Raw genomic sequence first — 25,947 nt, 5'->3', positions numbered from 1 at the left:
CCGGCAACAGGCGCGACTTTAGCGCGCCTCCCGCGGGGCAGGCTATCGTTTTCGCAGGATGCGGCAAGCCGAGGTTTCGTGCGCAGATTGCATCCTGCGATCGGCCGCCGCGAGAGGGACGCGGTGTCAGGACGCCGATGCGGTGGACGCCGGCTCCTGCTCCGGCTGCAGCGGGCCGGCATCGGCGACGAAAGCGGCCGGCGCAGCGGCGATGCAGCAATCGCGGCCGCGACGCTTGGCTTCGTATAACGCGATGTCAGCGTCGCGCAGCAGCAGCGCTGAATCGAACGGCGCAATACCGCAGGCGAAGCCGATGCTGACGGTGAGGCAGCCGTGCGCCGAGGCCGGGTTACGAACCGCGAGCGCACGTACCGCGGCGCGTAGGCTCTCGGCGAAATTCATCGCCGCGGCAGCGTCCGCGTCGGGCAGCACGATGGTGAATTCCTCGCCACCGTAACGCGCGGCAAAGCCGTGCAGGCCGGTCACCAGGTTGCTGAACAGATTGCCGAGTTGCCGCAGCGCGTCGTCGCCGCCCTGATGGCCGAAATGATCGTTGAAGCCCTTGAAGTCGTCGACGTCGATCATCAGCACCGCCAAGGTCGTCGCGGAGCTGATCGCGCGGCCGATGAAGCCGTCGAGCGATCGGCGGTTGGGCAGGCCGGTGAGGCCGTCGGTGCGCGCTAATTCCGCCAGGCGGGCATTAAGCGCCTTGACCTCCTGCTCCATAAGCTTGCGCTGCGTGACGTCGCGCAGCGTGCCGACGACGCAATTGCCTGGGCCGTCGTCGGAGCGGGTGTAGGCGAAGTTCGCTTCGAGCCAGACAAGATCGCCTTCGGCGCGCTGCATCCGAAACTCGGCGCACAATCCGGTCGGTGATTTGCGCAGTCGCGCGGCGACCGCCTGAAGGGCCGGCACGTCATCGACATGCACCATCTCGGTCCATGAGCGGCCGACCAATTGTTCCGGCTTCAGGCCGAGCACGGCCTCGGCCGACATCGACACGAACCGCATGATGCCGCGGGGATCGGTCAGCACGATCACGTCGCCCATATTGGCGTCGATCAGCCGATAGTGCGCGTCGCGCTCGCGCAGCAGGTTCTGCACCTCCTGCCGGCGGCGAAGTTGCGCGGCGAGGCCGGCCGCCAGCAGGACCACACACGCCAGCATCGCTGTTGCCACCGTGGTGTCGGATCGCACCGCCTCGTGCCAGCCGGCCAGGACCGAGTCCTCCGTCCGCGCCACGGTCACCACCAGCGGATAGCGGTTGGTCTGCCGGTACGCGAGATATTTGGTGAGACCATCGAACGGCGAGACGGTGAGGTAGAAGCCGCTCGGGCTCTGGCGAAGCGCACTCCGGAACAGCATCGAATCCGACATGTCGCGTCCGCTTTGCAGCGACGGCCATTGAATCAGCAGCCGGCCATCGCTGTGCAGCAGACCGATGCTGCCGCCCGGGCCGAGATCGATCGTTCTGTAGAACTGGCTGAAATAGTCGCGGGCGATCGTCGCCACTACCACGCCGGTAAAGCGCCTGTCGGGATCCTCGAGCCGGCGGCTGACAGCAAAGATCGTCTCGCCCGAGGTGCGCGACGGGAATGGGCCGGTGATCAACAGCTTCTGGTCAGGATGATCGCGATGGTAACGGAAATAGTCGCGGTCGGCATTGTTGATGCGCGGCACCGGCGTCGTCGAGGCGTGGGTGACGTCGCCGGCGGCATCGACGATTGCGACGTCCGAGAGTTGCGGCAGATTGTCGACGAGCGCGCGGAGCCGCTGATTGAAGGCTTCGCCCGGATCCGGCCGCCACTTCAGGAACGTGACGATGTCGTCGAGCACGACGTCGGCGCCCTGGAAGGTGTGGGTCGCATGCTCGGCAAGCGACTGCGCCAAATTCCGTGTCTCGGTTTCGTTCTGCGCCAGCGCGATCTTCCGGGAATCGTAGCCCTTCCACACCACCAGCCCGAGCACGCAGGCGGTGAGTGCGACCACGAACATGACGACGACCAGCGTCGCGGTGGGAACGCGGCTGATCCAGCTTCGGAACAGGGCAAGGCGAGGGAACATCGACACGGCCAATCTTCGGGCGCCTGTGCTTGCACCCCGGATGCTTTACCGACTGATAATTCCACCACTCGGATTTGACCCTATCGAGGGCTCAATGACGAGTTTTCAACAGACGCGACAGAGGTATTCCGTCTTGACGGGGCCGCAGGGTCGGGCAATCTGTCCGTTATGTTCCTTCAGTTCTTCACGTCGCTGCGCGACGCCCAGGTTCCAGTCACGCTTCGCGAATATCTGACGCTGATGGAGGCGCTCGACGCCGACCTCGCCGATCAGAGCGTGGAGAATTTTTACTACCTATCGCGCGCCGCGCTGGTGAAGGACGAGCGCAATCTCGACAAGTTCGACCGGGTGTTCGGGGCTACCTTCAAGGGCCTGGAAAACCTGCTCGATGCGATGGAGAAGGCGGAGATCCCGGCCGAATGGCTGAAGAAGCTCGCCGAAAAATACCTCAGCGAGGAAGAGAAGAAGCAGATCGAGGCGATGGGCTGGGACAAGCTCATGGAAACGCTGAAGAAGCGCCTCGAGGAGCAGAAGAAGCGCCATCAGGGCGGCAACAAATGGATCGGCACCGCCGGAACCTCGCCGTTCGGCGCCGAGGGCTACAATCCTGAAGGCGTCCGGATCGGCCAGGAAAAAAGCCGGCACCAGCGCGCCGTGAAGGTGTGGGACAAGCGCGAGTTCAAGGATCTCGACGGCAATGTCGAGCTCGGCATCCGCAACATCAAGGTCGCGCTGCGGCGCTTGCGCAAATTCGCCCGCACCGGCGCCCCCGACGAGCTCGATCTCGACACCACGATCCGCGAGACCGCCAATCACGGCTATCTCGACGTCCACATGCGGCCCGAGCGCCGCAATGCAGTGAAGGTGCTGGTGTTCTTCGACATCGGCGGCTCGATGGACAGCCACATCGCTCAGGTCGAGGAGTTGTTCTCGGCGGCCAAGAGCGAATTCAAGCACATGGAATATTTTTACTTCCACAACTGCCTGTACGAAGGTGTGTGGAAGCAGAACAAGCGCCGCTTCACCGATCGCACCCCGACATGGGACGTGCTGCACAAGTTCCCGCACGACTACAAAGTCGTGTTCGTTGGCGATGCGTCGATGTCGCCTTACGAGATCATGGTGCCGGGCGGCTCGGTCGAGCACGTTAACGAAGAGGCAGGTCACGTCTGGCTGGACCGGGTGCTGCGCACCTATCCGCACGCGGTGTGGCTCAATCCGGTGGCGCAGCGGCACTGGGACTACTCGGAGAGTACCACCATCATCCGCCGGCTGTTCTCGGAGCGGATGTACCCGATCACGATCGAGGGCCTGGAAGGCGCGATGCGCGAGCTGGTGCGCTGAGGCCTTGAAGGCGTCATTCCGGGGTGCGAGCGATAGATCGCGAACCCGGAATCCGATCGATCCACAGCGCGAGATTCCGGGTTCGCGCTTTGCGCGCCCCGGAATGACGAACCAACTGATAAGAAACGACACAAGGAAGAACCATGTCCCAGACCATCACCCGCGGCATCAAGACGATGCTCGACGAGGCCAATGCGTCGATCGAGACGCTGACCACGGCGGACGCGATCGCGTTGCACAAGTCCGGTCCCAGTGACGTGGTGATCGTCGACATCCGCGATCCGCGCGAGATCGAGCGCGACGGCAAGATCCCGGGCTCGTTCTCCTGCACCCGCGGCATGCTGGAATTCTGGATCGATCCGCAGAGCCCTTACGCCAAGCCGATCTTCCAGGAAGACAAGAAGTTCGTGTTCTATTGTGGCGGCGGTCTGCGCTCGGCGCTCGCCGCCAAGACCGCGCAGGACATGGGGCTGAAGCCGGTGGCGCATATCGAAGGCGGTTTCGGCGCATGGCGTGACGCCGGCGGCCCGATCGAAGCCTGGGCTCCGAAGAAGAAGTGAGCGCTTCGTTCTTGTCGTCAGACTTCGTTCTTGTCGTCACACATGGGCTTGACCCGCCTGTCCATCTGCTTCGTTAGATGATGGATCACCGGGCCCGACCGGTGATGACGCTTGGACCGGAGGTATAGACATCCCATGACAGCTCACACTGATCCCCTGGTCTCCACCGAATGGCTCGTCGCGCGGCTAGGCGATCCCAAGGTGAAGATCATCGACGCGAGCTTCAAGATGCCGGGCGTGCTGCCGCTGCCGGCGGAGGATTATCTGGCCGCGCACATTCCCGGCGCGGTGTTCTTCGACGTCGATGCGGTGTCTGATCATACCAGCCCGCTGCCGCACATGTATCCGAGCGCCGAACAATTCGCGCGCAACGTCGAGGCGCTCGGCATTTCGTCGGGTGACACCGTGGTCGCCTATGATGCTGGCGGCTGGGTCGCCGCGCCGCGGGCGTGGTGGATGTTTCTGTCGTTCGGCCATGCCGACATCCGCATTCTGGAAGGCGGGCTCAAGAAGTGGATGGCTGAGGGTAGGCCTACAGAGGCGGGTAAGCCGACGATCGTGCCGGGCCGGTTCAGCGCTAAACTCGATTCCTCGTTCGTCCGCAGTCGCGACCAGCTCGTTGCCAATCTCGACAGCGTCGCCGAACAGGTGATCGATGCCCGGGGCGCGCCGCGGTTCGAGGGCAGCGTAGCCGAGCCGCGTCCCGGCCTGCGCGCCGGACACATCCCGGGCAGCCGCAATCTGCCCTACAACGAGCTGTTCGACGCTGCGACCGGCGCGATGAAGCCGCTCGATCAGTTGCGTCAGGCGTTTGTCGCGGCGGGGCTCGATCTGGACCGCCCGGTCGTCACGACCTGCGGCTCCGGCGTGTCCGCCGCGGTGCTGACGCTGGCGCTGTATCGGCTCGGGGTGCGCGGCTCGGCGCTGTACGACGGTTCGTGGTCGGAATGGGGGCTGCAGGACGGCCCGCCGATCGCTACCGGCGCGGCGTAACCTCGAACAACTTCGCTTACAGACCGAAGCCGGAACTCGGTTGCTGCTGCGGCTGTTCGGTGCGCGGCGCGCGGCGACGCGCCTCCTGGCGCCGCTTCTTCAGCGGGCGCCGGGCGGTCGGCTTGGGCCGCGCTACCGGCAGCGGCGTCGCATCGAGCGGCGGCAGCGGCTGTTCGCCGAGCGATCCGGTCAGATCGGCACCCGCGTCGTCCGGTGCCACGGCGGTGGGGGAGGTCGGTGCCGCCGGTTGTTCGGTGGCGGCGGTCTTGGGCCGTTCGCGCGGGTCGCGGCGCGGTGTCGGGATCGGCCCGGTCAGCGGCGCGACCTCCGGCAGCAATTCGGCTGTGGGATCGGCAACGGGAGCCGCCACCGGCGGTGTGGCGGGGGCAGCGGCGGTCGCCGTCGGGTCGATCGCGGCGGCCTGCAGCGGCGCCGGCGCGACCGGCTTGTCATTCGCGTCCGCCTTCTGGTTGTCGTCCTGCTTCGGCACGTCGGGAGCGATCGGCGTCGTCACGGTCTGCGCGGCTGAAGCCGGCGCTGCCGGAGCCGCAGCCGTCGCGGCAGCGCCGGGCACCGTGGTCGGCTGTTGCGGCGGCAGCGAAGTTGACTGCGGTGCAGGTTCTGGCGTGGACGACGGCTGTTCGGTCTGTGTCTGCGGAGCCGGTGCGGGCGCCGGTGTATCCGCGGCCGGCGGCTGCAGGGCTGCGGTCTGGGCTGGATCGATCAGGGTGGGGGCTGGCTTCTGAGTTCCGTCGTCCTCACGCGCAGCCGGACGATCGGCGACAGCAGGAGCGTTCGGTTCGTGGTCCGCGACCACGGGCGGCTGTGATGACGGTGCCGGCGGATCGACCCGGAGCAGGCTCAGGCTCGGTGGCGGTGCGTCGGGCGCCCGCGCCAGCAACGTGATCGACGGTGGCCGGACCGTGTGGACGTTGACGAATTGCTCGTGCGCCGCGCGGAGCAAAGCGGCGGCGCCAAGGCCGAACACCAGCAACGAAACCGCAAGCGTAATCGCCGCGAACAGGAACCGGAAACCGGGAAGCATCTCGGATTCATTCCGTCATCACGCTCGAACGCGACGACACTTTTCGACCAACACCAACGCGGCGACCACTGCGACATCCCATTCGCGGCCAGCGCAAAACGCGCCGCGAATCAGAGCCAACTCAGAATAGCGCAAAACGAGTCGCATCACGCGACGTTGAAGCGGCGGGAGCATTGGAGAGCTGAGTCGAGGGCGATCGGGGCCGCGAGCGTGGTACATTTGCCGCAGTCGTCCGATTTCCGGCGCCAGCGAGCCCGTGCGATGCCGAGAATGTCGATTTTCGCCTGATTTTTCCGGCACTGTCTTGAATGCGCCGTGATCCTCCGGCATCCCGGCGCCGTTAACGGTCCGGTTGCCGTTCCGATTTACAAACGGGTTATGATGAACAAGCGCTTACTGACGTTGCTGGCGTCCGCTGCCGTGGTCGCCGCGGGAACCTCCGCTGCGCTCGCGCAGAGCTATCCCTCGACTCCCGGCGCCTATGTCGGGCAGGCCGGCGAGAACCGTCCCGGGCTGCCGAACTTCGACAGCATCGACGATGAGGACGCGCCTGTCGCCCGCAATTCCGGCTCGCTGCCGCCTCCTGGCCCGGTGATGTCGCCGGATGATCCGCGCTATGGCCGCCCGATCGGGGCGCCGACTTATTCCAACGCTGCGCCGCAGGGGCCGGTGATGTCGCCGGACGACCCTCGCTATGGCCGCCCGATGGGCGCTCCGGCATATTCGAACGCGGCTCCCGCCGCCGCATCGCAAGGCCCGGTGATGTCGCCGGACGATCCGCGTTACGGCCAGCCGATGAGCCAGCCCTCGGTGATCTATTCCGACCGCGGTGACGGCATGCGTCCGCCGGCAGGCGTCGGCGGAGCCCAGGCTGGTGCCGCCGGATCGCCGCAGCTCGGCGCCGACGGCAAGCCGCTGCAGGTCTCTGCGCTGCCGCCGGAAGACCAGCCCGAAGCCGACCAGAGCGTGCAACTGCCACCGAACCTGCGCCGGCAGGAAGTCGACTTCAAGACCAAGGAGCCGCCGGGCACGATCGTGGTCGACACCGCGAACACCCATTTGTACTACGTGCTCGGCAACGGCCGTGCGGTTCGCTACGGCGTCCGCGTCGGGCGCGACGGCTTCACCTGGACCGGCGTACAGAAGATCACCCGCAAGGCGGAGTGGCCGGATTGGCATCCGCCGACCGAGATGATCGAGCGGCAGCCTTACCTGCCGCGCTTTATGGCCGGCGGTCCGGGCAACCCGCTCGGTGCCCGCGCGATGTATCTCGGTTCGACCGTGTACCGTATCCACGGCACCAACCAGCCGTCGACGATCGGCAAGTTCGTGTCGTCGGGCTGCATCGGCATGCTGAACGAGGACGTCGAGGACCTGTTCGCTCGCGTCAAGGTCGGCACCCGCGTCGTGGTGATGCCCGGCTCGCCGCCGAAGCCGACCGCCACCGCTCAGGCGGCCGCGACCACCGCGACTGGGCAGGCGATGCCGCAGCAACTTGCTCCGTTGCCGGGCGCGCAACCGACCTCGGTGCAACCGCTCCCGGCCCCGGTCACCATCCGCTGACCTGATCGGTCGCTGATACGAAGCTCTGGAACGAATACGACGCCCGCCGGTGCCAGCCATCGGCGGGCGTTTTGTTGGCCGGTCGAAGGATCGTCGGGGCTATGCGATCAGCCGCGCGGCGGCGGCATGTGACCGTGTTTGGCGCGCCAAGCCGGGCCGGGGCCGCGCATGTAGTACAGCTCGGGCCGATACGGCGAGAACGCCTGGACGAAGAACTGGCGCCAGAACAGCCGGATTTCAGCCAGCAGGCTGTCGTCGCGCGTGCCCTGCGGCTCGTGTGCTGCTTCGCTGGTGGTGGTGAGGCTCGCCATCGTTCTGCCCCGTGATCGGCGCCGCTCCGGCGCGACGGCGCATCCTCGCCGCCGTCGATGACGAGTGTTGGAGGGGGCCGTTAAAATTGTCTTTGAATTGTCCGGATCTCGCAAACGCGCGAGAACAGGCTTAATTGCCACTTAACGCCGCGGTGCCTCGGGTTGCCCTTTGCGGGCCGCACCGTTACATCAGCGACAACCGATTTTCCCCGCACGCACCGCGTTCAAGGACCACGATGGCTCGCCAGTTCGTCTATTTCATGCAGGGTCTGACCAAGGCCTATCCGACCCGCAAGGTGCTGGATAACGTCCATCTGTCATTCTACCCGGACGCCAAGATCGGCGTGCTTGGCGTCAACGGCGCCGGTAAATCGACCCTGCTGAAGATCATGGCGGGGATCGACAAGGAATATACCGGCGAAGCCTGGGTCGCTGAAGGCGCCCGCGTCGGCTATCTCGAACAGGAGCCGCAGCTCGATCCGGCGCTGAACGTGCGCGAGAACGTCATGCTCGGCGTCGCCAAGCAGAAGGCGATTCTCGATCGCTACAACGAGCTGGCGATGAACTACTCCGAGGAGACCGCCGACGAGATGACGGCGCTGCAGGACCAGATCGAGTCCGCAGGCCTGTGGGATCTCGACAGCAAGGTTGACCAGGCGATGGACGCGCTGCGCTGCCCGCCGGACGACGCCGACGTCTCCAAGCTGTCGGGCGGCGAACGCCGCCGCGTCGCGCTGTGCAAGCTGCTGCTCGACCAGCCCGATCTGCTGCTGCTCGACGAGCCGACCAACCATCTCGACGCCGAGTCGGTGTCGTGGCTGGAAAGCCACCTGCGCAACTATCCGGGCGCTATCCTGATCGTCACCCACGATCGCTACTTCCTCGACAACGTCACGAGCTGGATTCTCGAGCTCGACCGCGGCCGCGGCATTCCCTACGAGGGCAACTACTCGTCCTGGCTGGTGCAGAAGCAGAAACGGCTGCTGCAGGAAGGCCGCGAGGATGCTGCCCACCAGAAGACGCTCGAGCGCGAGCAAGAGTGGATCGCCTCGTCGCCCAAGGCCCGCCAGGCCAAATCCAAGGCGCGCTATCAGCGCTACGAGGAGCTGCTCGCCAAGGCGAGCGAGAAGCAGACCCAGACCGCGCAGATCATCATCCCGGTCGCCGAACGGCTCGGCAACAATGTCGTCGACTTCGACGGCCTGACCAAGGGCTTCGGCGACAAGCTGCTGATCGACAATCTCACGTTCAAGCTGCCGCCGGGCGGCATCGTCGGCGTGATCGGCCCGAACGGCGCCGGCAAGACCACGCTGTTCCGGATGATCACCGGGCAGGAGAAGCCCGACCAAGGCACCATCACCGTCGGCGAGACCGTGCATCTCGGCTATGTCGATCAGTCGCGCGACAGCCTCGATGCCAAGAAGACGGTGTGGGAGGAGATTTCCGGCGGCAACGAGCTGATCCTGCTCGGCAAGAAGGAAGTCAATTCCCGCGGCTACTGCTCGGCGTTCAACTTCAAGGGCGGCGATCAGCAGAAGAAGGTTGGCTCGCTGTCGGGCGGTGAACGCAACCGCGTCCACCTTGCCAAGATGCTGAAGTCGGGCGCCAACGTGCTGCTGCTCGACGAACCGACCAACGACCTCGACGTCGACACCCTGCGCGCGCTCGAAGAGGCGCTGGAGGATTTCGCCGGCTGCGCCGTGATCATCAGCCACGACCGCTGGTTCCTCGACCGTATCGCCACCCACATCCTGGCGTTCGAAGACGACAGCCACGTCGAATGGTTCGAAGGCAACTTCCAGGACTACGAGAAGGACAAGATGCGCCGGCTCGGCCAGGACGCCATCATCCCGCACCGCGCCAAGTACAAGAAGCTGACGCGCTGAGGCGCGTCAGCTCAGATTGATTACAAACCCCTCGATTTTGGCTGCGGCCATAATCGAGGGGGGTGATTCCGGTAGGCTCTACGTTTGAATCTGCGACGTTCCGTGAATCTGAGACGTTTCTTTCGGCCTCAGAGGTTTGTCAGCAGTCTGAGGATGTTCGCGCTCTTCGTTGACCGATCGCGTTAAGCCTGCCGCGGAAGGTGACGAGAGTTGCTCCGAAGCGGCTCGCTGTCGCCAGATGGATCGCATCGGGAGCAGAGGCTGAGCATCCTCTCAGTCTGGCCGCCTTGGGTCTTGGTATTTCCCGCCGGAGGTTGCAGCTAATCTTCAAGTGAATATCTGGCTACCTCACCTTTTCGCTCAGCCACATTTTGATCAGCGACTGATACGGCACGTCGCGCTTGTTGGCGGCGACTTTGATCTGCTCCAGCATGGCGACGGGGAGGCGCAGCGAGATCGAAACGGTAGAGGGCTTGAGGTTTGGAAAGCGGACGGGAACTGCCTTCGACAAGTCGAAATAGTCCGCAGTGTCGTGCGTCTCCCAAAATTGACGCTCTTCAGCTTCGCTTGCGAATTTCGGAACCTGCTTAAGCTTCTTGGCCATATCTGGCGCGCTCCTTTGCGCTCATCGGTCGGGCAGATATCACACGCAACAGAGTGCTGTCCTGGCGTAGCGTGAAGCTGATCTGGATGAGCCGTCCGGCGTCGGTCCGCCCGTAAGCATGATACCTCGGCTCTGACACGCTGTGCGTCCAGTCGGTGAAGAGCAGCAGCGGCGTGTTGGCGAAGACCTGCTCTGCCTCGCCGCAGCTTACGGCGTGCTTCTGCGTGCTCTTGGTCGAGTTGCCATCGTCCCAATCAAAGCCGACGACGCGGCTCAGGTCGATCATCTGTATATGTCACAAATATACGATCGCTGGAGGATATTGCAAAATCCTTCCCGATCAATAGCTTTCCCCTCGCAGACTCGGGGGCGCAAGGGACGCTGAATGGCCGACTGGAATGCCGAGCAATATCTGAAATTCGAAGACGAGCGGACCCGGCCGGCGCGCGATCTGCTGGCGCAGGTGCCGATAACGGCACCGCGCAAGGTCGCCGACATCGGCTGCGGGCCGGGCAATTCGACCGCGCTGCTGGTGGAGCGCTGGCCGGATGCTGCGGTGATCGGCGTCGACACCTCCGCCGACATGCTGCGTCAGGCGAGGGAGCGGCTGCCGCAGCACAAGTTCATCGAGGCCAATGTGGCGCATTGGGCGCCGCCGGCCGGCACCGACGTGTTGTTCGCCAACGCGGTGTTCCAGTGGGTGCCCGATCACCTCAAGCACCTCAAGCGGCTGGTTACCGGACTCGAACCCGGTGGCGTGCTTGCCGTGCAGATGCCCGACAATCTCGACGAGCCGTCGCACATCCTGATGCGCGAGGTCGCGTTGCAGGAGACTTGGCGCCACCAATTGTCGAAAGCCGCCGAGCTGCGCGACACGCTGCCGAAGCCGGGCGTGTATTACGACGCGTTGCGGCCGTTGTGCAGCCGGTTGGAGATCTGGCACACCATCTACAACCATGTGCTCGACGGCCCCGAAGCGATCGTCGAATGGGTCAAGGGCACCGGGCTGCGGCCGTTCATCGACCCGCTCGAGCTGCCGGAGCGCAAGACCTATCTGGCGGCATATACCGCGCGGATCGCTGCGGCCTATCCGGCGCAGGCCGACGGCAAGGTCCTGCTGCGGTTTCCGCGGATCTTCCTCGTCGCCGTCAAATAGCCGGTTTGGCCAGAGATCCCGTGCGGCGGGGGCGGCGGCATGTCCGTCGACACGCGTCGCGGTTTCGGCCGCCAACTGCGGTTAAACGCCGCTCCCCGGAGTCTCGACAGAATCGAAGGAAGTTCCCAAGTGACTGTTCGCCCCCTCACGCTGTTCGGAGCTTTCTTTCATGTCGATGACACCCGAGACGCCGCTGCTGCCGAAAGGCTCGCCGCTGCGCCCGATCCCCATGCTGATCTTCGGCTCGCGCTGGCTGCAACTGCCGCTGTATGTCGGACTGATCGTCGCCCAGGGCATCTACGTCGTGCTGTTTCTGAAGGAGCTGTGGCATCTGTTCCAGCATTCGTTCGATTTCAGCGAACAGCAGATCATGCTGGCGGTGCTCGGACTGATCGACGTGGTGATGATTTCCAATCTGCTGGTGATGGTGATCGTCGGCGGCTACGAGACCTTCGTGTCGCGGCTCAATCTGCGCGGCCATCCGGACGAGCCGGAATGGCTCAGCCACGTCAATGCCAGCGTACTGAAGATCAAGCTGGCGATGGCGATCATCGGCATCTCGTCGATCCATCTGCTACGCACGTTCATCGAGGCGGGCAGCATTGGCGCGCCGGGCCGGGTGGGCGGCTACACCGAGACCGGGGTGATGTGGCAGACCATCATCCACACCGTGTTTATCCTGTCGGCGATCGGTATCGCCTATGTCGATCGGATCTCGAACCTGGCGATCGAGGAAGCCAAAGCGCACGCGGAGCATTGATCCATCGGGCGCTTGCAGCGGTCCTGCTGGGCGCGACGGTGGCGATCGCGGTGCTGTCCGGCGCGACCGCCGCGCGCGCCGCGGACGCCGGCTTCACCCGCTTCATTGCGTCGCTGTGGCCGGAGGCGCAACAGGCCGGCGTCTCGCGCAACACCTTCGATGCAGTCACCGCCGGGCTCGAGCCTGACTACAAGCTGCCCGACCTGATCCTGCCAGGCCGGCCGAAGACCGGCGCGCCGCGGCAGGCCGAATTCGTCCAGGTTCCGGCCGACTACGTGAAAGAGTCGCGGATCGAAAGCCTCGCCGCGCACGGCCGCAAACTGCTCGACAAGTACCGGTCGACCCTGAATGGAATCGAGCGGCGTTTCGGCGTTCCGGGACCGGTAGTGCTGGCGATCTGGGGACGCGAAACCGATTACGGCCGATATCGGCTGCCCTACGATGCGGTGCGGGTACTGGCGACTCAGGCCTATGTCGGACGCCGCAAGGAGCAGTACCGGGTCGAATTGGTCGAGGCGATGAAGATCATCAATGACGGCGTGGTGACGCGGCAGGGCATGCGCTCGTCCTGGGCCGGCGCCACCGGTCTGACCCAGTTCCTGCCGTCCGAATACTACAAGCACGGTGTCGATTTCGACGGCGACGGCAAGGTCGACATCTGGCATTCGGTGCCGGATGCGCTGGCCTCCGCGGCGCAGCAGCTCGTCAACAAGGGCTGGCAGGGCGGCGTGCGCTGGGCCTACGAGGTCAAGGCACCGGAGCGTGCCGATTGCACCCAAGGTGTGCCGGAGGTGACCAAGCCGATCGGCCAGTGGCTGCGCGAGGGGTTTACGCTGGCGCGGTCGGCCAAGCTGAGCGCCGAGGAGCTGCGACAGCCCGCTTCGCTGTTGCAGCCGGAGGGAAGCTACGGCCCGGCGTTCCTGACCACGAAGAACTACTTCGTGATCAAGGAATACAATTTCTCCGATCTGTATGTGCTGTTCGTCGGCCATCTCGCCGACCGGATGACCGATCCGCGTCCGTTCGCGACGCCATGGTCGGCCTCGACGCAGCTTCGCACCAAGGACGTCGAAGCGATGCAGCGCGGGCTGGCGAGGCTCGGCTTGTATCAGGACAAGGTCGATGGCAAGGCGGGGATGCTGACCCGCGCCGCGCTCGGCGCTTATCAGAAGCGCGACGGTCTGAGAGTCGATTGCTGGCCGAGCGAAGTCGTGTTGCGATCGATCGAAGCGGCGCGCTGAGGGGCGAACAAAAACCGGGCTCAAACAAAAACCCGGCCGATCGCTCGGCCGGGTTTGGCATTCTGGTCGGCGCATGTTGTGCGCCGCGGCCGGATCAATCGCACACGCGAACGCGGCGCGAACGCCACACGCCGGCGTAGTCGTCCCAGAACCGCTCGCGTGCCCAGTGGCACGGCGGCTCTTCGACATAGACCGGGGCGGGCTCGGCGTAGGCGGGGCGGCTGTTGGCCAGCGCGCCACCGAGGAGCGCGCCGCCGATTAGGCCACCCGCGATGCCGGCGGCAATCCGACCGCCATCGGCCTTGGCAGGCGGGGCGATGCTGACCAGCGAACCGGCAACGGTCGCGGCCGCAAGCAGGACGGTAACAGTCTTCTTCATCTGAGAGGCTCTCCTGAGATCGCGCCGCGCCTGGCGCATTATGAACGAACCGGTACTCCCCGACCGCACAGCACCAAAAAAGCACAATGCCGTCAATTGTCGCAAATCGGCTGGCGGATCAGTGGCTCCGAAAAACGGTGTTTTTCGGGCCATTACCGCCGGCTCGCGACGTCAAGCGGGCCTTTAGGCTGCCGACTTTGTCGGAATCGGACAGCGAAAGGTTCAAGCTCAGTCGCAGACACGGATTCGACGGAGTCGCCAGCCGTAGCCGTCCCAGAATCGCTGCCGCTGCCAGTAGCAACCGCCGTAATATCCAGGCGACACCACATAGGCCGGGGCAGGGCGGTAGCCGTAGACGTAGCGCGGGCCGTAACCATAGCCGTATCCGCCGCCATAGTAATAGCCGGGGCTGCCGTAATAGGGCGATGCAAGCGCACCGCCGATGAGCGCGCCGCCGATCAGACCGGCCGCGATTCCCGCGCCGAAACCGTCATGCGCCTGTGCCGGCGCGGTTGATCCAACCGCCGCAACCGCCAGCGTTGCGGCTGTAGCCAACGCCATCATCGACTTTCTCATGGCATCACCTTTCGATCGATCGCCGGACCAGATGGGGCGCGGGCGCGCCCCTGCCATGGTCCATACCGCATGGTTTCATCAATCGATTGAACGAACCATGAATACCGTCGCCGCAGTGCTGCCATCGTCCGGCCGGCCGTCGGTCATGGGTCACGGCGCTGGACCCTTGGCTTCAGCGAGAGCGTTGCCGGAGAGGGCGATGCACGCGGCGAAATTCGTGCGGATCGCAGCCGGAGAGGGCCGCGCTTGACGAACATCAAGCCGCCTCTTGCAGATTGGAATAGGTTGAAGTTGCACGTTTTCCTTTTGCTTCGGCGATTGCAACTCACTATTCGAAAGCTGCGACCTGCTGGATTGAGACCGATGATTGTTTGTTCTTGCAACGTCCTCAGCGACCACGATGTCCGTGCCACCATGCACAGCGAAGGCGGCCCCGCGCGCAACCCGGGCGAGGTGCATCGCTGCCTCGGCTGCAGCCGCAAGTGCGGCCGCTGCATGCACACCATCAAGAACATCATGAACGAGGCGCTGTGCGGCGCTGATCATCGGCATACCAACGCCTGATCGTTCGGTCTTTGATCATTCGATTCCTTCGCCGTGGATCGAGACGTCACCGGGATTGCATTTCACCCGCAGTGTGATCTAGAATTATTCTAATTCTAAAGCGGCCGCGCCGGCGGTTCGCCGATTGCAGGAGTGACGGAACCACCATGAAGGGCGACGCCAAGGTCATCGAATATCTCAACCGCGGTCTTCGCAGCGAGCTGACCGCAATCAACCAGTATTGGCTGCACTATCGGCTGCTCGACAATTGGGGCTTGAAGGACCTCGCCAAGATCTGGCGCAAGGAGTCCATCGAGGAGATGGTCCACGCCGACAAGTTCACCGATCGGATCCTGTTTCTGGACGGCTTCCCGAACATGCAGGTGCTCGATCCGCTGCGGATCGGCCAGAACATGAAGGAAGTTCTTGAGTCCGATCTACAGGCCGAGCTCGACGCTCGCGCGCTGTATCAGGAAGCGGCAACCTACTGCCACAGCGTCAAGGACTACGTGTCGCGCGACCTGTTCGAAGAGCTGATGAAGGACGAGGAAGGCCACATCGACTTCCTCGAGACTCAGCTCGATCTGGTCGGCCGCATCGGCATTGAGCTGTATCAGCAGCATCACATCGGCGAGGTCGATCACTGATCGCTCGCCCGGTCGTCTTTTGACCGGCAGGGCCGCCCGCGGGCGGCCCTTTCGTTACGTCGTGCGGCGCGGCTCTTGCGCCGGCGACAGCGGGCAGTCGCGATAGGCTTCTTCGATTGCCTGGTCCGAACCGTCGACCCTAAAGACGGACGTACTGGTTCCCGCATTCAGCGACCTGATCCGCACCACGAGCTGGTTCGCGCCCCGCAAATCGGTGACGAATTGCTGGAGTGCCGCTGGATCTTCGATCACGATCACCCGGTAGCCCAACAACACTCGCGACTCGACCGCGTCGCGACCGGGCTTGTCGTTGACGCGATAGCCCAAACTGGTGTTGCGGTCGCTGCCGATCCGGAAGTTGAAATTGATCTTGGCGATCGGCCGGTTCTCGAAGCAGGTGAGCTGCAGGCTCGCCACCGAGAAGCGCAGCGGATCGGTACTGTTCGACGCCTGAGCCGCGATCGTCACCGCGCCCGCCACCGGCTGTCCGGTGATCAGATCTGGACGCTGATCGATCAGCCAACTGCCGGACCGCACCGTGCCGTTGCTGACGCATCCGGCCAACGCCACGGCAATCACACCCAACGCTACACGCACCACAACCCCCCCCCCCGGCCGCAGGATTAATCTGCAACCTGTGCGTGCTCAACGCAAGATTTCGTTCGGCGTGTAGAAAGCAACGGCCCGGCTTCGGGGGAAGCCGGGCCGTTGCGCCTCTTGATCGAGAGGTGAGGCGGATTACGCCGCACGCACCGAGCTGAGGAAACGGGCCACCTCGGTCTTGAGCTGAGCGCTGTCGGTGGAGAGCGACTGCGCCGCTGCCAGCACCTGCGACGACGACATCCCGGTCTCCGCCGCGCCGCGCTCGACGTCGGCGATGTTGGCGCTGACCTGCATGGTACCCTGCGCCGCCTGCTGAACGTTGCGCGAGATCTCCTGGGTGGCCGAGCCCTGCTGCTCGACCGCCGAGGCGATGGCGGACGAGATCTCCGACATCTGGCCGATGGTGGTGCCGATCTCCTTGATGGCCGAAACCGATTCCTCGGTCGCCGCCTGCATGCCGGAAATCTGCTGGCTGATTTCGTCGGTCGCCTTGGCGGTCTGCTCGGCAAGCGCCTTAACCTCGGCCGCGACCACGGCGAAGCCACGGCCGGCCTCGCCGGCGCGCGCCGCCTCGATCGTGGCGTTGAGCGCCAGAAGGTTGGTCTGGCCGGCGATGGTGTTGATCAGGTCGACGACGTCGCCGATCCGCTGCGCCGCGGTGGCGAGCTGATTGATGCGGTCGTTGGTCTTGTTGGCCTGCTGCACCGCAGAACTTGCGATCCGCGACGAGTCCTGCACCTGGCGGCTGATCTCGTGGATCGAGGACGCCATCTCTTCGGTGGCCGACGCCACCGACTGGACGTTGCTGGTCGCGACTTCGGACGCTCCGGCGACTGCCGCAGTGAGCTTCTCGGCATCCTCTGCGGTGTGCGCCAGCTTGCTGGCGGAGGCTTCGAGTTCGCTGGAAGCGCTCGACACCGCTTCGACGATGCGGCCGACTGCCCCCTCGAAGGCGTCGGCGAGCTTCTGCATCTCCTGCTTGCGCTGCCGTGCCGCGACTTCGTCCTGATGCGCCTTCTGCTCGGCCTCTTCGCGGGCGCGATGATCGGCGTTCTCGCGGATCACCACCACGGTCTTGGCGATGTCGCCGATCTCGTCGCCGCGCGCCGCGCCGGGGATTTCGACGTCGAGCTGGCCGCCCGCCATCTTGCCGAGGGCACCGTTCAGCCGCATCAGCGGCCGGGAGATACCAAAGAAGGTGAATACCATCGAGATCACCAGCGAGATCATCACCACCATCCCGAGGGCGAAGTTGATCCGGTTGGCGCTGAACAATTCGTCGGCGGCCTGCTTCTTGGTGATCTTCGCCGCCTGCTCGGCGCGGTCGACCGCCTCGCGCATCAGGCCGAGCGCCTGCGTCGCCGTCGTTTGCGCCTGGACGATCAGTTGATCGCGCTTGGCCTTCTCGGTCTCGCCGGCGGCTCCGCTCTGCATCGCTCTGATCGCCTCGCCGGCCTGGACCATTGCGCCGTCGTACTGCGAAGCCAGCGTTCCGATCGATCGCAGCCGTTCCTTGTCCGCACCGTCGGAGATCTGGGCCACCGCGATTCCGATTTGGCGATCGACAGTCTCACGAGCGTTGCGCAGCGCGGCGATCGCGCCGTCGAGCTGTGCCGGCGTGGAGGCGAGTCGAAGCTCGGCCGCGGCGAGCTGCATCTGGCGAAGCGAGACGTTGGCTTCGAGGCCGTGATCGGCGACCATCTGCTGGGCATCGGCGCGCGCATTGACCGCGTTGATCGATCGTTCTGTCGTCAACTGATTGGCCGCCATCCCCAGCGACAGGGCGATACTGGTCAAGCTCGCGAGTCCGAGCTTCATTCCAATACTATTGAATCTCATGTCGAGAACCTTCGCGTTGATGCGGTCGGCCGAAGCACCGGCGAGACCGCGGCGAAATCGTGAATTGCGCGTCCGCGCATCGCGGCAGGACTACGCCGACCTCGTGAAACCACGGTTAACAGTCCACGTGCGAAAAGCTCTTGTGTGGCAAATAGTTACCTACAATCAGCGAGATACGTCAGGTAGCCCGCCCTGAAGTGCCTTACGTAGTATTCCGGATGACGCCGAATTTGTATCCGGTTGCCTGCAATGCTCGCTGTTATCGCGCCACGCTCTCGCCATCGTGCATTCAGTGTTGGTTCAGCCACCGAGGCCGCATGATACCGCTCGACCTGGGTCACTAGGCAGTGGGACGATGCGGATGACCACCATCAAGCTGGGGAACGGGGTCGGGCTGGCCGCCGTGGCGATTGCAGCCGCCGCGGTGTTCGGCGGAGGCTCGGCGCAGGCCGCGGAGATTTCGCCGCAGGATCTGGCACTGATCGATCGGCTGACCTGGGGCGTCAACGGCTCCACCGTCGTGCAATTCCAGAAACTCGGTGCTGCGCGTTGGATCGATCAGCAGCTTCATCCGAGGACGGACGGTGTGCTGCCGCAGCCGGCCGCCGTACAGATCGAGGCGATGTCCGACGCGAGCGGACTGACGCCGGCGGCGATCACCGCGTTTCAGGAGCAGGCCAAGGAGGCCAACCAGCTCACCGATCCGGAGGCGCGCAAGACCGCGAAACAGGCCTATCAGCAAGCGTTGAACGACCGAGCCAAGCAGGCCGCGAGCCGATCGATCCTGCGCGCGCTGTACGCGCCCGATCAGCTCCGCGAGCGGATGACGTGGTTCTGGCTGAACCATTTCAACGTCCACCAGAGCAAGGCCGAGCTTCGCCTGCTGGTCGGCGATTATGAAGATCGCGCGATCCGCGCGCACGCTCTCGGCAAATTCGGCGATCTTCTGCGCGCGACGCTGCGGCACCCGGCGATGCTGCGCTATCTCGACAATGCCGGCAACGCCAACGGCCATCTCAACGAGAACTACGCCCGCGAGATCATGGAGCTGCACACCATGGGTGTCGGCAGCGGCTATACCCAGGCCGACGTCGAGGCGCTGGCGAAAATCCTCACGGGCGTCGGCATCGACTATCGGCCTGAAGACCCCAAGCTGAAACCGGCGCTCGCCGAGCAGCTCGTGCGCGACGGCGCGTTCGAGTTCAATCCGGCGCGCCACGACTATTCCGACAAGGTCTTTCTCGGCCAGACTATTCGCGGCAGCGGCCTTGCCGAGGTCGATCAGGCGCTCGACCTGATCGCGCACAATCCGGCGACCGCCCAGCACATCTCGCGCAAGATCGCGACTTACTTCGTGTCCGACGAACCGCCGCAATCTCTGATCGACAGGATGGCGAAGGCGTTCACTGCGTCCGACGGCGACATCGCGCAGGTACTTGCCGCGATGATCGGGGCGCCGGATTTCGCCGCCTCGCTGAAGACCGCGCCGCGTTTCAAGGATCCGGTCGGCTACGTCTATTCGGCGGTGCGGCTCGCTTACGACGACAAGGTCGTGCTCAATACCCTGCCGATCCAGCGCTGGCTCGGCCGGCTCGGCGAGGGGTTGTATGAGCGCCAGACGCCGGACGGCTATCCGCTGGTCGCGAGCGCCTGGAACGGCCCGGGCCAGATGATGCTGCGGTTCGAGATCGCTCGGCAGATCGGATCCGGCTCGGCCGGGCTGTTCAAGCCGGATCAGCCGGACGCCAAGGATCGGCCGGCGTTCCCGCTGCTGCAGAACGCGCTGTATTTCGAGGGACTGCGGCAGACGCTGAGCTCCACCACGCGCGGCGTGCTCGACCAGGCGATCTCGCCGCAGGATTGGAACACGCTGTATCTGTCCTCGCCCGAATTCATGGTTCGTCAACGCGCGGAGGCACCGCATGAACCGTCGTGATCTGCTGAAGGCCGTCGCCGCATTCGCACCCGCTGCGCTGACCACCACGATCGCCGGCCGGGTGTGGGCCGCGCCCGCGACCGACGCCAAGCTGCTCGTCGTATTTCTGCGCGGCGCTTACGACGCCGCCAACGTGGTGGTGCCGGTGTCGAGCAGCTTCTACTACGAGTCCCGGCCGAATTTGGCGATCGCGCGGCCTGATGCCGGCAACCCCAACGCTGCGGTGGCGCTCGATGCCGATTGGGGGCTGCATCCGTCGCTGCGCGACACCATCGCGCCGCTCTGGACGAAGCGCGAGATCGCGTTCGTTCCGTTCGCCGGCACCAGCGATGACACCACCCGTAGTCACTTCGAAACCCAGGACACGATCGAGCTCGGGCAGTCGACCGCCGGCCGGCGTGATTATCGCTCCGGCTTCATGAGCCGGCTCGCCGCCGAACTCACGCGGGTGAAGCCGATTGCCTTTACCGAACAGTTGCCGCTGATCTTTCGCGGACAAGCCGAGATTCCGAACATCGCGCTCGGCAATGTCGGCAAGCCCGGCGTCGACGACCGCCAGGCCGAGTTGATCAAGCAGATGTACGCCAAGACCAAGCTGGCCTCGGCAGTGACCGAAGGCTTTCGCGTGCGCGACGAAGTGGTGAAGTCGATCGCCGACGAGATGACCGCTGCCAATCGCGGTGCGGTGTCGCCGCGCGGCTTCGAGTTGTCGGCGCGCCGGATCGGCCGGCTGATGCGCGAACAGTTCAACCTCGGTTTCGTCGATGTCGGCGGCTGGGACACCCACGTCAATCAGGGCGCGGCGACCGGCTATCTCGCCGACCGGCTCGGCGAGCTGGGCCGGGCGCTGGCCGGCTTCCGCGAGGAGATCGGACCCGTAGCCTGGCGCGACAGCGTGGTGGTGGTGATCTCCGAGTTCGGCCGGACGTTTCGCGAGAACGGCGATCACGGCACCGATCACGGTCATGGCAGCGTGTATTGGGTGCTCGGCGGCGGGCTCAACGGCGGCCGCATCGCCGGCGAACAGATCAAGGTCGCGCAGCCGGCGCTGTTTCAGAACCGCGACTATCCGGTGCTGACCGATTATCGCGCGCTGTTCGCCGGCCTGGTGCAGCGGATGTACGGGCTCGATGCGGCGGCGCTGCAGCGGATCTTCGCCGGGGTGCATCCAGCCGATCTCGGCCTCGTCTGATCAACGGTCTTGTGTGATCAGCGCTTGGCGACTTCCACCGCCGCTTCGTTGCGGCGGACCAAGGGCAGGGTGAACGGCGCATCGTAGAACAGACCGTAGGGCGAGCCGACCGGCTGCCATGCGGTGTTCGCGAGCGCGGCGATCAGTTGCTGTTCGCGCTCGCGCAAATCGCGCCCGGTGCCGGAGAAACGCAGCGTCGCGATCGTCTGTTCCGGCACGGTGACGATCTGCACCCGATCGTCGTCCGGCTTCGGCGCGGTTTCGGCCGTGTACGTCGCCGGCAGGAAGAACCGCATCCGCGTCATTCGTCCCTCTGTCGCGGTTTCGACCGGCGCGGTCATCGCGATCTTCGCTGGCCGCGCGACATCGACCGGCACGGTCATGGCGACCCGCTCGGACGCGCCCGAAGCGCCACGATTAGCACCGGCGATGTAGTTGAACAGCAAGGTGAACGCTTGGCTGTCTGCATGGCCGTTGCGTTCGAGATCGACTTCTGCGGCGACACGCGGCGCGTAGCGGCGGATTTCGATCGCTTCGGCCGGTCGGTCGAGCACCGTATAGGCGGGCTCTTCGTACAGCCGCAGACCGACGATCCCCAGAACGGATTCGACGGCCAGAACCGTGTAGTACCAGATCGTCGAGGCCATGCGGCCGTCTCCGCCGTGCGATGCGCTGTTCGACGTCAGCTAATCATTGCACGGCGATCGGCAAGGGCGGGTCGGCAAGAGCGGATTGGCAGGAGCGGATCGGCTTCGTATCATGACGCGGCAGGTGGCATTGAGACACCGGCCGCGCCGCGCGATCAGTCCTTGTGCTTGCGCTTCTTCTTTTTCTTGCCGCCGTCGCTGTTAGCGTCGTCGTCAGCGATCTCGGCCTTGATCTCTGCATTGGCGGCCTCGATCGCGGCAGCGACTTCGCGTTCGGCGGCTTCGCGGGCCGCCTGTTCGAGCGCTTCGGCGGCGATCCGCTCTTCAAGCTCGCGCGCCTCGCGGGCCCGCTGCGCCTTGTAGTCTTCGTAGGCGTCGAAGATTAGATGCAGCCAGGGCATCACCTGCTCGATCGAGGGCAGCGCACCGGGCGGGCCGGGCTCGCCCCGCGGACCCTGTTCGCCGCGCGGCCCTTGCTCACCACGAAGACCTTGTTCGCCGCGAGCGCCTTGCTCGCCGCGCGGTCCTTGCGGGCCGATCGGACCAAGCTTGCCGTCGGGGCCGGGTTTGCCATCCGGTCCGGGTTTGCCGGCTGGTCCAGCCTTGCCGGCAACGCCGGGCTTGCCTTGCGGACCCGCCTTGCCTTGCGGACCGGCCTTGCCGACCGGACCGGGCTTGCCGCGCGGGCCTTCGGGGCCTGGGCGTCCCGGATGTCCCTGCGGTCCCGGTCGGCCCGGTTCGCCGGGACGTCCACGCGGACCTTGCGGTCCCGGAAGTCCGCGACGGGTGGTTTCAGCTTCAGCCACGCAACGCCCCCAAACGATTCCTGATGGCGTGACTTTACCAGAGCTTGCGTGACGGCTTCAATTCCGCGCGCTGCGCGGGTTGCAGGCAGCCACTGCGGCTCTATTCGGCGGCGTCGCTGCGTGCAACCTGCTCGCTCTGCGCCGGCTTGGTGGTTTGCGGCGGTGCAGGTTGCGGCGATGAGGTTGCCGGCGAGGCGGCAGGGCGCGTGGGCTGCTGCGGCGGCGTGCCGGCGGCGGCGGAGAACACCAGGCCGTCGTCCTTGCGGCAGATGCCGTAGGTGCCGGCGCTGTTCGACGTCAGCGTGATCACCGGGTCGTTGCACTTGTCGCAGACCAGCGTGCCGGCGCCGTTGAGATGGCCGGGCAGGCGGTCCTGCTTGCTGAGCAGCGTGCATTGCTGGCCGAGCGGATCGATCGACACCTTGGCGCCGCAGGAGAAGCAGTAGCGCGTCTCCGAATGCTGCTTGCCCTGGTCGATGTTCGCCGGGATCTTGCTGGCGCAGACCGGGCAGTTGACCGAGACCGCGCGGGTGAATTGCGAGGCGCCCGGCATCCGCAAGAAGATGTTGCCGCTGGTCGAGCGGTGGGCGTGAAAGCGCTGGCCGCAATGCGGGCAGGTCGGTTTGGCGCTGTCGCCGGGCAGGCTGCCGACCTGGAATTCGACCTGCTTCTTGCAGGCCGGACAGTTCTCGGTCTCGGTCACCAGCTTGCGCTCGGGCGTGCGGCCGTCGGTGATCCGCGCTTCGATCTGCAAGGTGTCGCGCGCGGTCAGCATCTCGATCACGTCGAACGGCAGTTGCCGGCCGGTGATCTCGCCGATCTCGTGGGTGACGCCGATCAGATTGTCGATGCACTGCTCGATCTGCGCCAAGTACACGGCGGTGGGAATCGACTCGTCGCGACCGCCCTTCACCGATTTGTGGATCTGGCTGATCGAGGTCTCGAGCTGGCGCGCCAGCACGTTGAGGTTGGCGGCCATGCGGGCTTCGGCGGCGCGCTGGCGCAGCGTCCACACCACCGCGAGCGTGGCGAGGCTGGCGCCGCAAATCGCCGACACCTGACCCCAGAACCAGATCCAGCCCGACTGCGTGCCGAGCGCAAAACCGAGCACGATCATGAACAGACCAGTGCAGGCGGCGATGGTCTCGACCGGATGGGCCGAAAACACTCTCATAAAGGCTTTGCGCAGCACCGCTGAATCCTCGGAAATAATCCTGGTCAACCTACCGCCAATTGCGCCGCGCTGAAAGCGGGCCCCCGTAAAATGGCAGGGTTTTACCCATCGAACAGCCCTCGACGATGGTCGCGTTTCGAGGCTGCGTTTGAGTTGCATCAAGGACGATGCGGTCGCGCGGCGTGGTCCCGCCGCAGCGGCAACGGCCGATCGCCAGTCGAGTCCGGCAACGCTGTCGGGGTTGGTCGTTCCGGCCAAGCGGCCCGGTGAGAGCTCGAGCGGGCCGCGTCCATCATCGACTAGTATTCTCGCGTGGGTTGCGTAGTAGAATTTCTCAACTATGGTCCGTTGCCGTGCATTTGCAACCGCACATGGAGAATGACCATGCGTAAAGCTCTGGTATTCGGCGTTCTCGCAATTCTGCTGGCGGCGGCGTCGCCGGCCCGTGCACAGCTATCCCTCCCGTATCCGGCTCTCACGATCTTCTTCAGAACAGCCGATCTCGAGCCGCTGTCTCAAAGCCAATTCGTGCTGAATCTTGCGGCGCAAAGTTCAGCCAAGCAGCCGCAGGCCAACGTCAACCTGTTCGACGATTTCTATCTGATCAACGGCCAGTGGAGCGGTTCGCCCAACAACCTGATCGTCCGCTTCAACGGCAATCTGCAAAACCTCGGACAGCGCGTGATCCCGACATGGGTCGGCGTCGCCCAGTTTTCCAACCATGCTATTACCTACGACCTCCAGGCCGGCTTCCAGCAGGTCAAAGCGAAGTACGGCATTCCGAACGCGCAAGCGGCCAGCGTCGTGGTGTATCGCACGCTGAACACCGGATTGCTGGTCTACGATTATCGGATTCCGATCGCAGGCGGGCGTTGCCAGGAATATCTGTTCACGCCGGAAAACGGCGGGTTCCAACTCGGAATGCAGGGCGGCTGCTACATGTCGCTCGCCGGTGTTGGCCGAAGCCGCGCCGGACATCGCTGAGTTGGCCGACGACGGATGCGGCAGGGTCGCATCCGTCGCACCAATGCGGATCGCTTGCGGCGCGGGGCTTCACCGATCGTGTTCGACCCGCGCCGTATCGTTGTGAAGACGTGATCGGCTGACCGAGCTCAGGCCGGCCTCTCAGAAGCTTGCCCCACGATTGTAGGCATCGACCAGCTGATTGTAGTCGCGCAGCAGGCGCGGCGGCGAGCCTTCCACCATCCATCCCGAGCCGGCGTTGCTCAGCATCATCTTCTCGCCGCTCGAATACGGCGTCTTGTCGCGCTGGCGGCGCATCAGTTGCTTGGCGGTGACGAGAAACGACTTGGCGTTCGACATGAACATCGAGCCGATCTTGGCATTTCGCTCGCCCTCGGTGAACGCCTCGTTCGCCGCGACGGTCTTGCCATAGGTGTCGATGGCTGCTGTCAGCGCCGCCAGATCTGGCTTGTCGGCCTCGGCCGCGCGGATCACACGCTTGGCGTCGATCATGGTGGCTTCGATCTGGTAGCGCGCCTTGCGGCCTTCGCTGCGTTCGATCGCCGCCAGTTTTTCGGCGGACTGACGGTCCTTGATGACCTCGACGCCGCCGCGCAACTTGCGGTCGGCGTCCGCGAACGCATCCCAGGCGGCGACCAGACGGGGATGCAGGGCTTTGCCCTTTGCCATCTTTTCGTCCTTGTAGTTCTCCTGCGTGTAATAGTCGTCGGTTTCCTTCAGCAGCGGCTCGAGCTTGCCGACCGCGTCCGCATAGGCCGAAGCGGCGGCTTCGAGCTCGGGTTCGTGCGGCTCGATCGCGTTGGCCTTCTCGACGGCGGCACGGCAGTTCTTGGTGTCGTAGATCGTGTAGGTGCCGTAGACGATCCGTTCCTTGCCGGTCGGGCCTGTCTTGGCGGCCCAGGAGAAGTAGCGCGAGCGGGAATCGAACGCGCGCGCCGACAGCCGATTGAGGCAGCCGATATAGGCATTGAGCTTTTCGGTGAGCGCGTCGGACGCGTTCGGGGTTTCGGCGGCGAGCGCGGGTGCCACGACGACAAGACACATCAGACTGCCGACGAGCAGTCGGACAGCGGATCGGCGGGTGGCATCCATTC

The 25,947-nt window shown here is 64.8% G+C and carries 26 protein-coding genes; 13 read left to right on the top strand and 13 right to left on the bottom strand.

Features of this window, described 5'->3' with window-relative positions:
* Nucleotides 1-126: 126 nt before the first annotated feature.
* Entirely contained in the window at nt 127-2,064 is a 1,938-nt protein-coding gene (locus M9H71_RS01560; RefSeq protein WP_455403450.1) for a diguanylate cyclase domain-containing protein, read from the bottom strand.
* A gap of 168 nt (nt 2,065-2,232) precedes the next feature.
* Between M9H71_RS01560 and M9H71_RS01555 the strand changes: the two genes are divergently transcribed.
* The 3 genes from M9H71_RS01555 to sseA all read left to right on the top strand — a co-directional run bounded on the left by M9H71_RS01555 (nt 2,233) and on the right by sseA (nt 4,961).
* Nucleotides 2,233-3,408, top strand: coding sequence for a vWA domain-containing protein (locus M9H71_RS01555; RefSeq protein WP_455403358.1), 1,176 nt, complete (start codon nt 2,233-2,235; stop codon nt 3,406-3,408).
* A 143-nt stretch (nt 3,409-3,551) separates the two neighbouring features.
* Nucleotides 3,552-3,968, top strand: coding sequence for a rhodanese-like domain-containing protein (locus tag M9H71_RS01550; protein WP_455403357.1), 417 nt, complete (start codon nt 3,552-3,554; stop codon nt 3,966-3,968).
* A 135-nt stretch (nt 3,969-4,103) separates the two neighbouring features.
* Complete coding sequence (gene sseA, locus M9H71_RS01545) at nt 4,104-4,961, top strand: 3-mercaptopyruvate sulfurtransferase (protein WP_455403356.1); 858 nt, start codon at nt 4,104-4,106, stop codon at nt 4,959-4,961.
* A gap of 16 nt (nt 4,962-4,977) precedes the next feature.
* Here sseA and M9H71_RS01540 read toward each other — a convergent pair whose 3' ends face one another.
* Nucleotides 4,978-6,006: a hypothetical protein gene (locus tag M9H71_RS01540; protein WP_455403355.1), complete on the bottom strand. Its 1,029-nt coding sequence runs from the start codon at nt 6,004-6,006 to the stop codon at nt 4,978-4,980.
* Nucleotides 6,007-6,384: 378 nt separating this feature from the next.
* Here M9H71_RS01540 and M9H71_RS01535 point away from each other — a divergent pair, with 378 nt between their 5' ends.
* Nucleotides 6,385-7,569 carry a L,D-transpeptidase gene (locus M9H71_RS01535; protein ID WP_455403354.1) on the top strand — a complete coding sequence of 395 codons (1,185 nt, stop codon included), beginning with the start codon at nt 6,385-6,387 and terminating at the stop codon, nt 7,567-7,569.
* 107 nt (nt 7,570-7,676) lie between these two features.
* Here M9H71_RS01535 and M9H71_RS01530 read toward each other — a convergent pair whose 3' ends face one another.
* Nucleotides 7,677-7,880 (bottom strand): hypothetical protein, encoded by a 204-nt coding sequence (locus M9H71_RS01530; protein ID WP_455403353.1) that lies wholly within the window; start codon nt 7,878-7,880, stop codon nt 7,677-7,679.
* A gap of 236 nt (nt 7,881-8,116) precedes the next feature.
* On the opposite strand from M9H71_RS01530, the gene ettA reads away from it, so the two are divergent.
* Nucleotides 8,117-9,766, top strand: coding sequence for an energy-dependent translational throttle protein EttA (ettA, locus tag M9H71_RS01525; RefSeq protein WP_455403352.1), 1,650 nt, complete (start codon nt 8,117-8,119; stop codon nt 9,764-9,766).
* A gap of 343 nt (nt 9,767-10,109) precedes the next feature.
* Here ettA and M9H71_RS01520 read toward each other — a convergent pair whose 3' ends face one another.
* Both M9H71_RS01520 and M9H71_RS01515 read right to left on the bottom strand, forming a co-directional pair.
* The gene (locus tag M9H71_RS01520) at nt 10,110-10,370 is read right to left on the bottom strand and encodes a BrnA antitoxin family protein (protein WP_455403351.1); all 261 of its coding nucleotides are present in this window, start codon (nt 10,368-10,370) and stop codon (nt 10,110-10,112) included.
* Nucleotides 10,354-10,656, bottom strand: coding sequence for a BrnT family toxin (locus tag M9H71_RS01515; RefSeq protein WP_455403350.1), 303 nt, complete (start codon nt 10,654-10,656; stop codon nt 10,354-10,356). The genes M9H71_RS01520 and M9H71_RS01515 overlap by 17 nt, the downstream gene beginning before the upstream one ends.
* A 99-nt stretch (nt 10,657-10,755) precedes the next feature.
* Here M9H71_RS01515 and tam point away from each other — a divergent pair, with 99 nt between their 5' ends.
* The 3 genes from tam (at nt 10,756) to M9H71_RS01500 (ending at nt 13,527) form a co-directional block, all read left to right on the top strand.
* Nucleotides 10,756-11,526: a trans-aconitate 2-methyltransferase gene (gene tam / locus M9H71_RS01510; protein WP_455403349.1), complete on the top strand. Its 771-nt coding sequence runs from the start codon at nt 10,756-10,758 to the stop codon at nt 11,524-11,526.
* A gap of 169 nt (nt 11,527-11,695) precedes the next feature.
* Nucleotides 11,696-12,286, top strand: coding sequence for a TIGR00645 family protein (locus M9H71_RS01505; RefSeq protein WP_455403348.1), 591 nt, complete (start codon nt 11,696-11,698; stop codon nt 12,284-12,286).
* On the top strand, nt 12,283-13,527 hold the full coding sequence (locus M9H71_RS01500) for a lytic murein transglycosylase (protein ID WP_455403347.1): 1,245 nt from the start codon (nt 12,283-12,285) through the stop codon (nt 13,525-13,527). The genes M9H71_RS01505 and M9H71_RS01500 overlap by 4 nt, the downstream gene beginning before the upstream one ends.
* A gap of 94 nt (nt 13,528-13,621) precedes the next feature.
* On the opposite strand, the gene M9H71_RS01495 is transcribed toward M9H71_RS01500, so the two are convergent.
* Together M9H71_RS01495 and M9H71_RS01490 are read right to left on the bottom strand one after the other, a co-directional pair.
* Nucleotides 13,622-13,906, bottom strand: coding sequence for a hypothetical protein (locus M9H71_RS01495; protein WP_164605836.1), 285 nt, complete (start codon nt 13,904-13,906; stop codon nt 13,622-13,624).
* A 228-nt stretch (nt 13,907-14,134) separates the two neighbouring features.
* Nucleotides 14,135-14,482 carry a hypothetical protein gene (locus M9H71_RS01490; protein WP_164605837.1) on the bottom strand — a complete coding sequence of 116 codons (348 nt, stop codon included), beginning with the start codon at nt 14,480-14,482 and terminating at the stop codon, nt 14,135-14,137.
* A gap of 363 nt (nt 14,483-14,845) precedes the next feature.
* On the opposite strand from M9H71_RS01490, the gene M9H71_RS01485 reads away from it, so the two are divergent.
* Both M9H71_RS01485 and bfr read left to right on the top strand, forming a co-directional pair.
* Nucleotides 14,846-15,046 (top strand): (2Fe-2S)-binding protein, encoded by a 201-nt coding sequence (locus M9H71_RS01485; protein ID WP_230757582.1) that lies wholly within the window; start codon nt 14,846-14,848, stop codon nt 15,044-15,046.
* A 146-nt stretch (nt 15,047-15,192) separates the two neighbouring features.
* Nucleotides 15,193-15,672, top strand: a complete 480-nt coding sequence (gene bfr, locus M9H71_RS01480; RefSeq protein ID WP_164605839.1) for a bacterioferritin — start codon at nt 15,193-15,195, stop codon at nt 15,670-15,672.
* Between the two features lie 54 nt (nt 15,673-15,726).
* On the opposite strand, the gene M9H71_RS01475 is transcribed toward bfr, so the two are convergent.
* Together M9H71_RS01475 and M9H71_RS01470 are read right to left on the bottom strand one after the other, a co-directional pair.
* Nucleotides 15,727-16,269 carry a hypothetical protein gene (locus M9H71_RS01475; protein WP_164605840.1) on the bottom strand — a complete coding sequence of 181 codons (543 nt, stop codon included), beginning with the start codon at nt 16,267-16,269 and terminating at the stop codon, nt 15,727-15,729.
* Between the two features lie 141 nt (nt 16,270-16,410).
* Nucleotides 16,411-18,114 (bottom strand): methyl-accepting chemotaxis protein, encoded by a 1,704-nt coding sequence (locus tag M9H71_RS01470; RefSeq protein WP_455403346.1) that lies wholly within the window; start codon nt 18,112-18,114, stop codon nt 16,411-16,413.
* Between the two features lie 361 nt (nt 18,115-18,475).
* On the opposite strand from M9H71_RS01470, the gene M9H71_RS01465 reads away from it, so the two are divergent.
* A complete protein-coding gene (locus M9H71_RS01465) occupies nt 18,476-20,050 on the top strand; it encodes a DUF1800 domain-containing protein (protein ID WP_455403345.1) in 1,575 nt (524 codons plus the stop codon).
* Nucleotides 20,037-21,242 (top strand): DUF1501 domain-containing protein, encoded by a 1,206-nt coding sequence (locus tag M9H71_RS01460; RefSeq protein WP_455403344.1) that lies wholly within the window; start codon nt 20,037-20,039, stop codon nt 21,240-21,242. Before M9H71_RS01465 ends, M9H71_RS01460 begins: the two co-directional genes overlap by 14 nt.
* Before the next feature lie 17 nt (nt 21,243-21,259).
* On the opposite strand, the gene M9H71_RS01455 is transcribed toward M9H71_RS01460, so the two are convergent.
* The 3 genes from M9H71_RS01455 to M9H71_RS01445 all read right to left on the bottom strand — a co-directional run bounded on the left by M9H71_RS01455 (nt 21,260) and on the right by M9H71_RS01445 (nt 23,887).
* Nucleotides 21,260-21,889, bottom strand: coding sequence for an SOUL family heme-binding protein (locus M9H71_RS01455; protein WP_455403343.1), 630 nt, complete (start codon nt 21,887-21,889; stop codon nt 21,260-21,262).
* A 155-nt stretch (nt 21,890-22,044) separates the two neighbouring features.
* The gene (locus tag M9H71_RS01450) at nt 22,045-22,695 is read right to left on the bottom strand and encodes a collagen-like protein (protein ID WP_455403342.1); all 651 of its coding nucleotides are present in this window, start codon (nt 22,693-22,695) and stop codon (nt 22,045-22,047) included.
* 100 nt (nt 22,696-22,795) lie between these two features.
* A complete protein-coding gene (locus M9H71_RS01445) occupies nt 22,796-23,887 on the bottom strand; it encodes a hypothetical protein (RefSeq protein WP_455403341.1) in 1,092 nt (363 codons plus the stop codon).
* Between the two features lie 366 nt (nt 23,888-24,253).
* Between M9H71_RS01445 and M9H71_RS01440 the strand changes: the two genes are divergently transcribed.
* Nucleotides 24,254-24,853, top strand: coding sequence for a hypothetical protein (locus tag M9H71_RS01440; RefSeq protein ID WP_455403340.1), 600 nt, complete (start codon nt 24,254-24,256; stop codon nt 24,851-24,853).
* Between the two features lie 141 nt (nt 24,854-24,994).
* On the opposite strand, the gene M9H71_RS01435 is transcribed toward M9H71_RS01440, so the two are convergent.
* Complete coding sequence (locus M9H71_RS01435; protein WP_455403339.1) at nt 24,995-25,945, bottom strand: YiiG family protein; 951 nt, start codon at nt 25,943-25,945, stop codon at nt 24,995-24,997.
* Between the last annotated feature and the right edge of the window lie 2 nt (nt 25,946-25,947).

It is taken from the genome of Rhodopseudomonas parapalustris (assembly GCF_053772255.1).
The sequence above is the reverse complement of the archived record's forward strand: the minus strand, read 5'-3'. Positions and strand labels throughout refer to the sequence as shown.

What these genes read in the sequence shown, in the direction of transcription:
- M9H71_RS01560 (WP_455403450.1), bottom strand. Translation starts at nt 2,064, where the DNA reads ATGTTCCCTCGCCTTGCCCTGTTCCGAAGCTGGATCAGCCGCGTTCCC.
- M9H71_RS01555 (WP_455403358.1), top strand. Translation starts at nt 2,233, where the DNA reads ATGTTCCTTCAGTTCTTCACGTCGCTGCGCGACGCCCAGGTTCCAGTC.
- M9H71_RS01550 (WP_455403357.1), top strand. Translation starts at nt 3,552, where the DNA reads ATGTCCCAGACCATCACCCGCGGCATCAAGACGATGCTCGACGAGGCC.
- sseA (WP_455403356.1), top strand. Translation starts at nt 4,104, where the DNA reads ATGACAGCTCACACTGATCCCCTGGTCTCCACCGAATGGCTCGTCGCG.
- M9H71_RS01540 (WP_455403355.1), bottom strand. Translation starts at nt 6,006, where the DNA reads ATGCTTCCCGGTTTCCGGTTCCTGTTCGCGGCGATTACGCTTGCGGTT.
- M9H71_RS01535 (WP_455403354.1), top strand. Translation starts at nt 6,385, where the DNA reads ATGATGAACAAGCGCTTACTGACGTTGCTGGCGTCCGCTGCCGTGGTC.
- M9H71_RS01530 (WP_455403353.1), bottom strand. Translation starts at nt 7,880, where the DNA reads ATGGCGAGCCTCACCACCACCAGCGAAGCAGCACACGAGCCGCAGGGC.
- ettA (WP_455403352.1), top strand. Translation starts at nt 8,117, where the DNA reads ATGGCTCGCCAGTTCGTCTATTTCATGCAGGGTCTGACCAAGGCCTAT.
- M9H71_RS01520 (WP_455403351.1), bottom strand. Translation starts at nt 10,370, where the DNA reads ATGGCCAAGAAGCTTAAGCAGGTTCCGAAATTCGCAAGCGAAGCTGAA.
- M9H71_RS01515 (WP_455403350.1), bottom strand. Translation starts at nt 10,656, where the DNA reads ATGATCGACCTGAGCCGCGTCGTCGGCTTTGATTGGGACGATGGCAAC.
- tam (WP_455403349.1), top strand. Translation starts at nt 10,756, where the DNA reads ATGGCCGACTGGAATGCCGAGCAATATCTGAAATTCGAAGACGAGCGG.
- M9H71_RS01505 (WP_455403348.1), top strand. Translation starts at nt 11,696, where the DNA reads ATGTCGATGACACCCGAGACGCCGCTGCTGCCGAAAGGCTCGCCGCTG.
- M9H71_RS01495 (WP_164605836.1), bottom strand. Translation starts at nt 13,906, where the DNA reads ATGAAGAAGACTGTTACCGTCCTGCTTGCGGCCGCGACCGTTGCCGGT.
- M9H71_RS01490 (WP_164605837.1), bottom strand. Translation starts at nt 14,482, where the DNA reads ATGAGAAAGTCGATGATGGCGTTGGCTACAGCCGCAACGCTGGCGGTT.
- M9H71_RS01485 (WP_230757582.1), top strand. Translation starts at nt 14,846, where the DNA reads ATGATTGTTTGTTCTTGCAACGTCCTCAGCGACCACGATGTCCGTGCC.
- bfr (WP_164605839.1), top strand. Translation starts at nt 15,193, where the DNA reads ATGAAGGGCGACGCCAAGGTCATCGAATATCTCAACCGCGGTCTTCGC.
- M9H71_RS01470 (WP_455403346.1), bottom strand. Translation starts at nt 18,114, where the DNA reads ATGAGATTCAATAGTATTGGAATGAAGCTCGGACTCGCGAGCTTGACC.
- M9H71_RS01465 (WP_455403345.1), top strand. Translation starts at nt 18,476, where the DNA reads ATGACCACCATCAAGCTGGGGAACGGGGTCGGGCTGGCCGCCGTGGCG.
- M9H71_RS01460 (WP_455403344.1), top strand. Translation starts at nt 20,037, where the DNA reads ATGAACCGTCGTGATCTGCTGAAGGCCGTCGCCGCATTCGCACCCGCT.
- M9H71_RS01455 (WP_455403343.1), bottom strand. Translation starts at nt 21,889, where the DNA reads ATGGCCTCGACGATCTGGTACTACACGGTTCTGGCCGTCGAATCCGTT.
- M9H71_RS01440 (WP_455403340.1), top strand. Translation starts at nt 24,254, where the DNA reads ATGCGTAAAGCTCTGGTATTCGGCGTTCTCGCAATTCTGCTGGCGGCG.
- M9H71_RS01435 (WP_455403339.1), bottom strand. Translation starts at nt 25,945, where the DNA reads ATGGATGCCACCCGCCGATCCGCTGTCCGACTGCTCGTCGGCAGTCTG.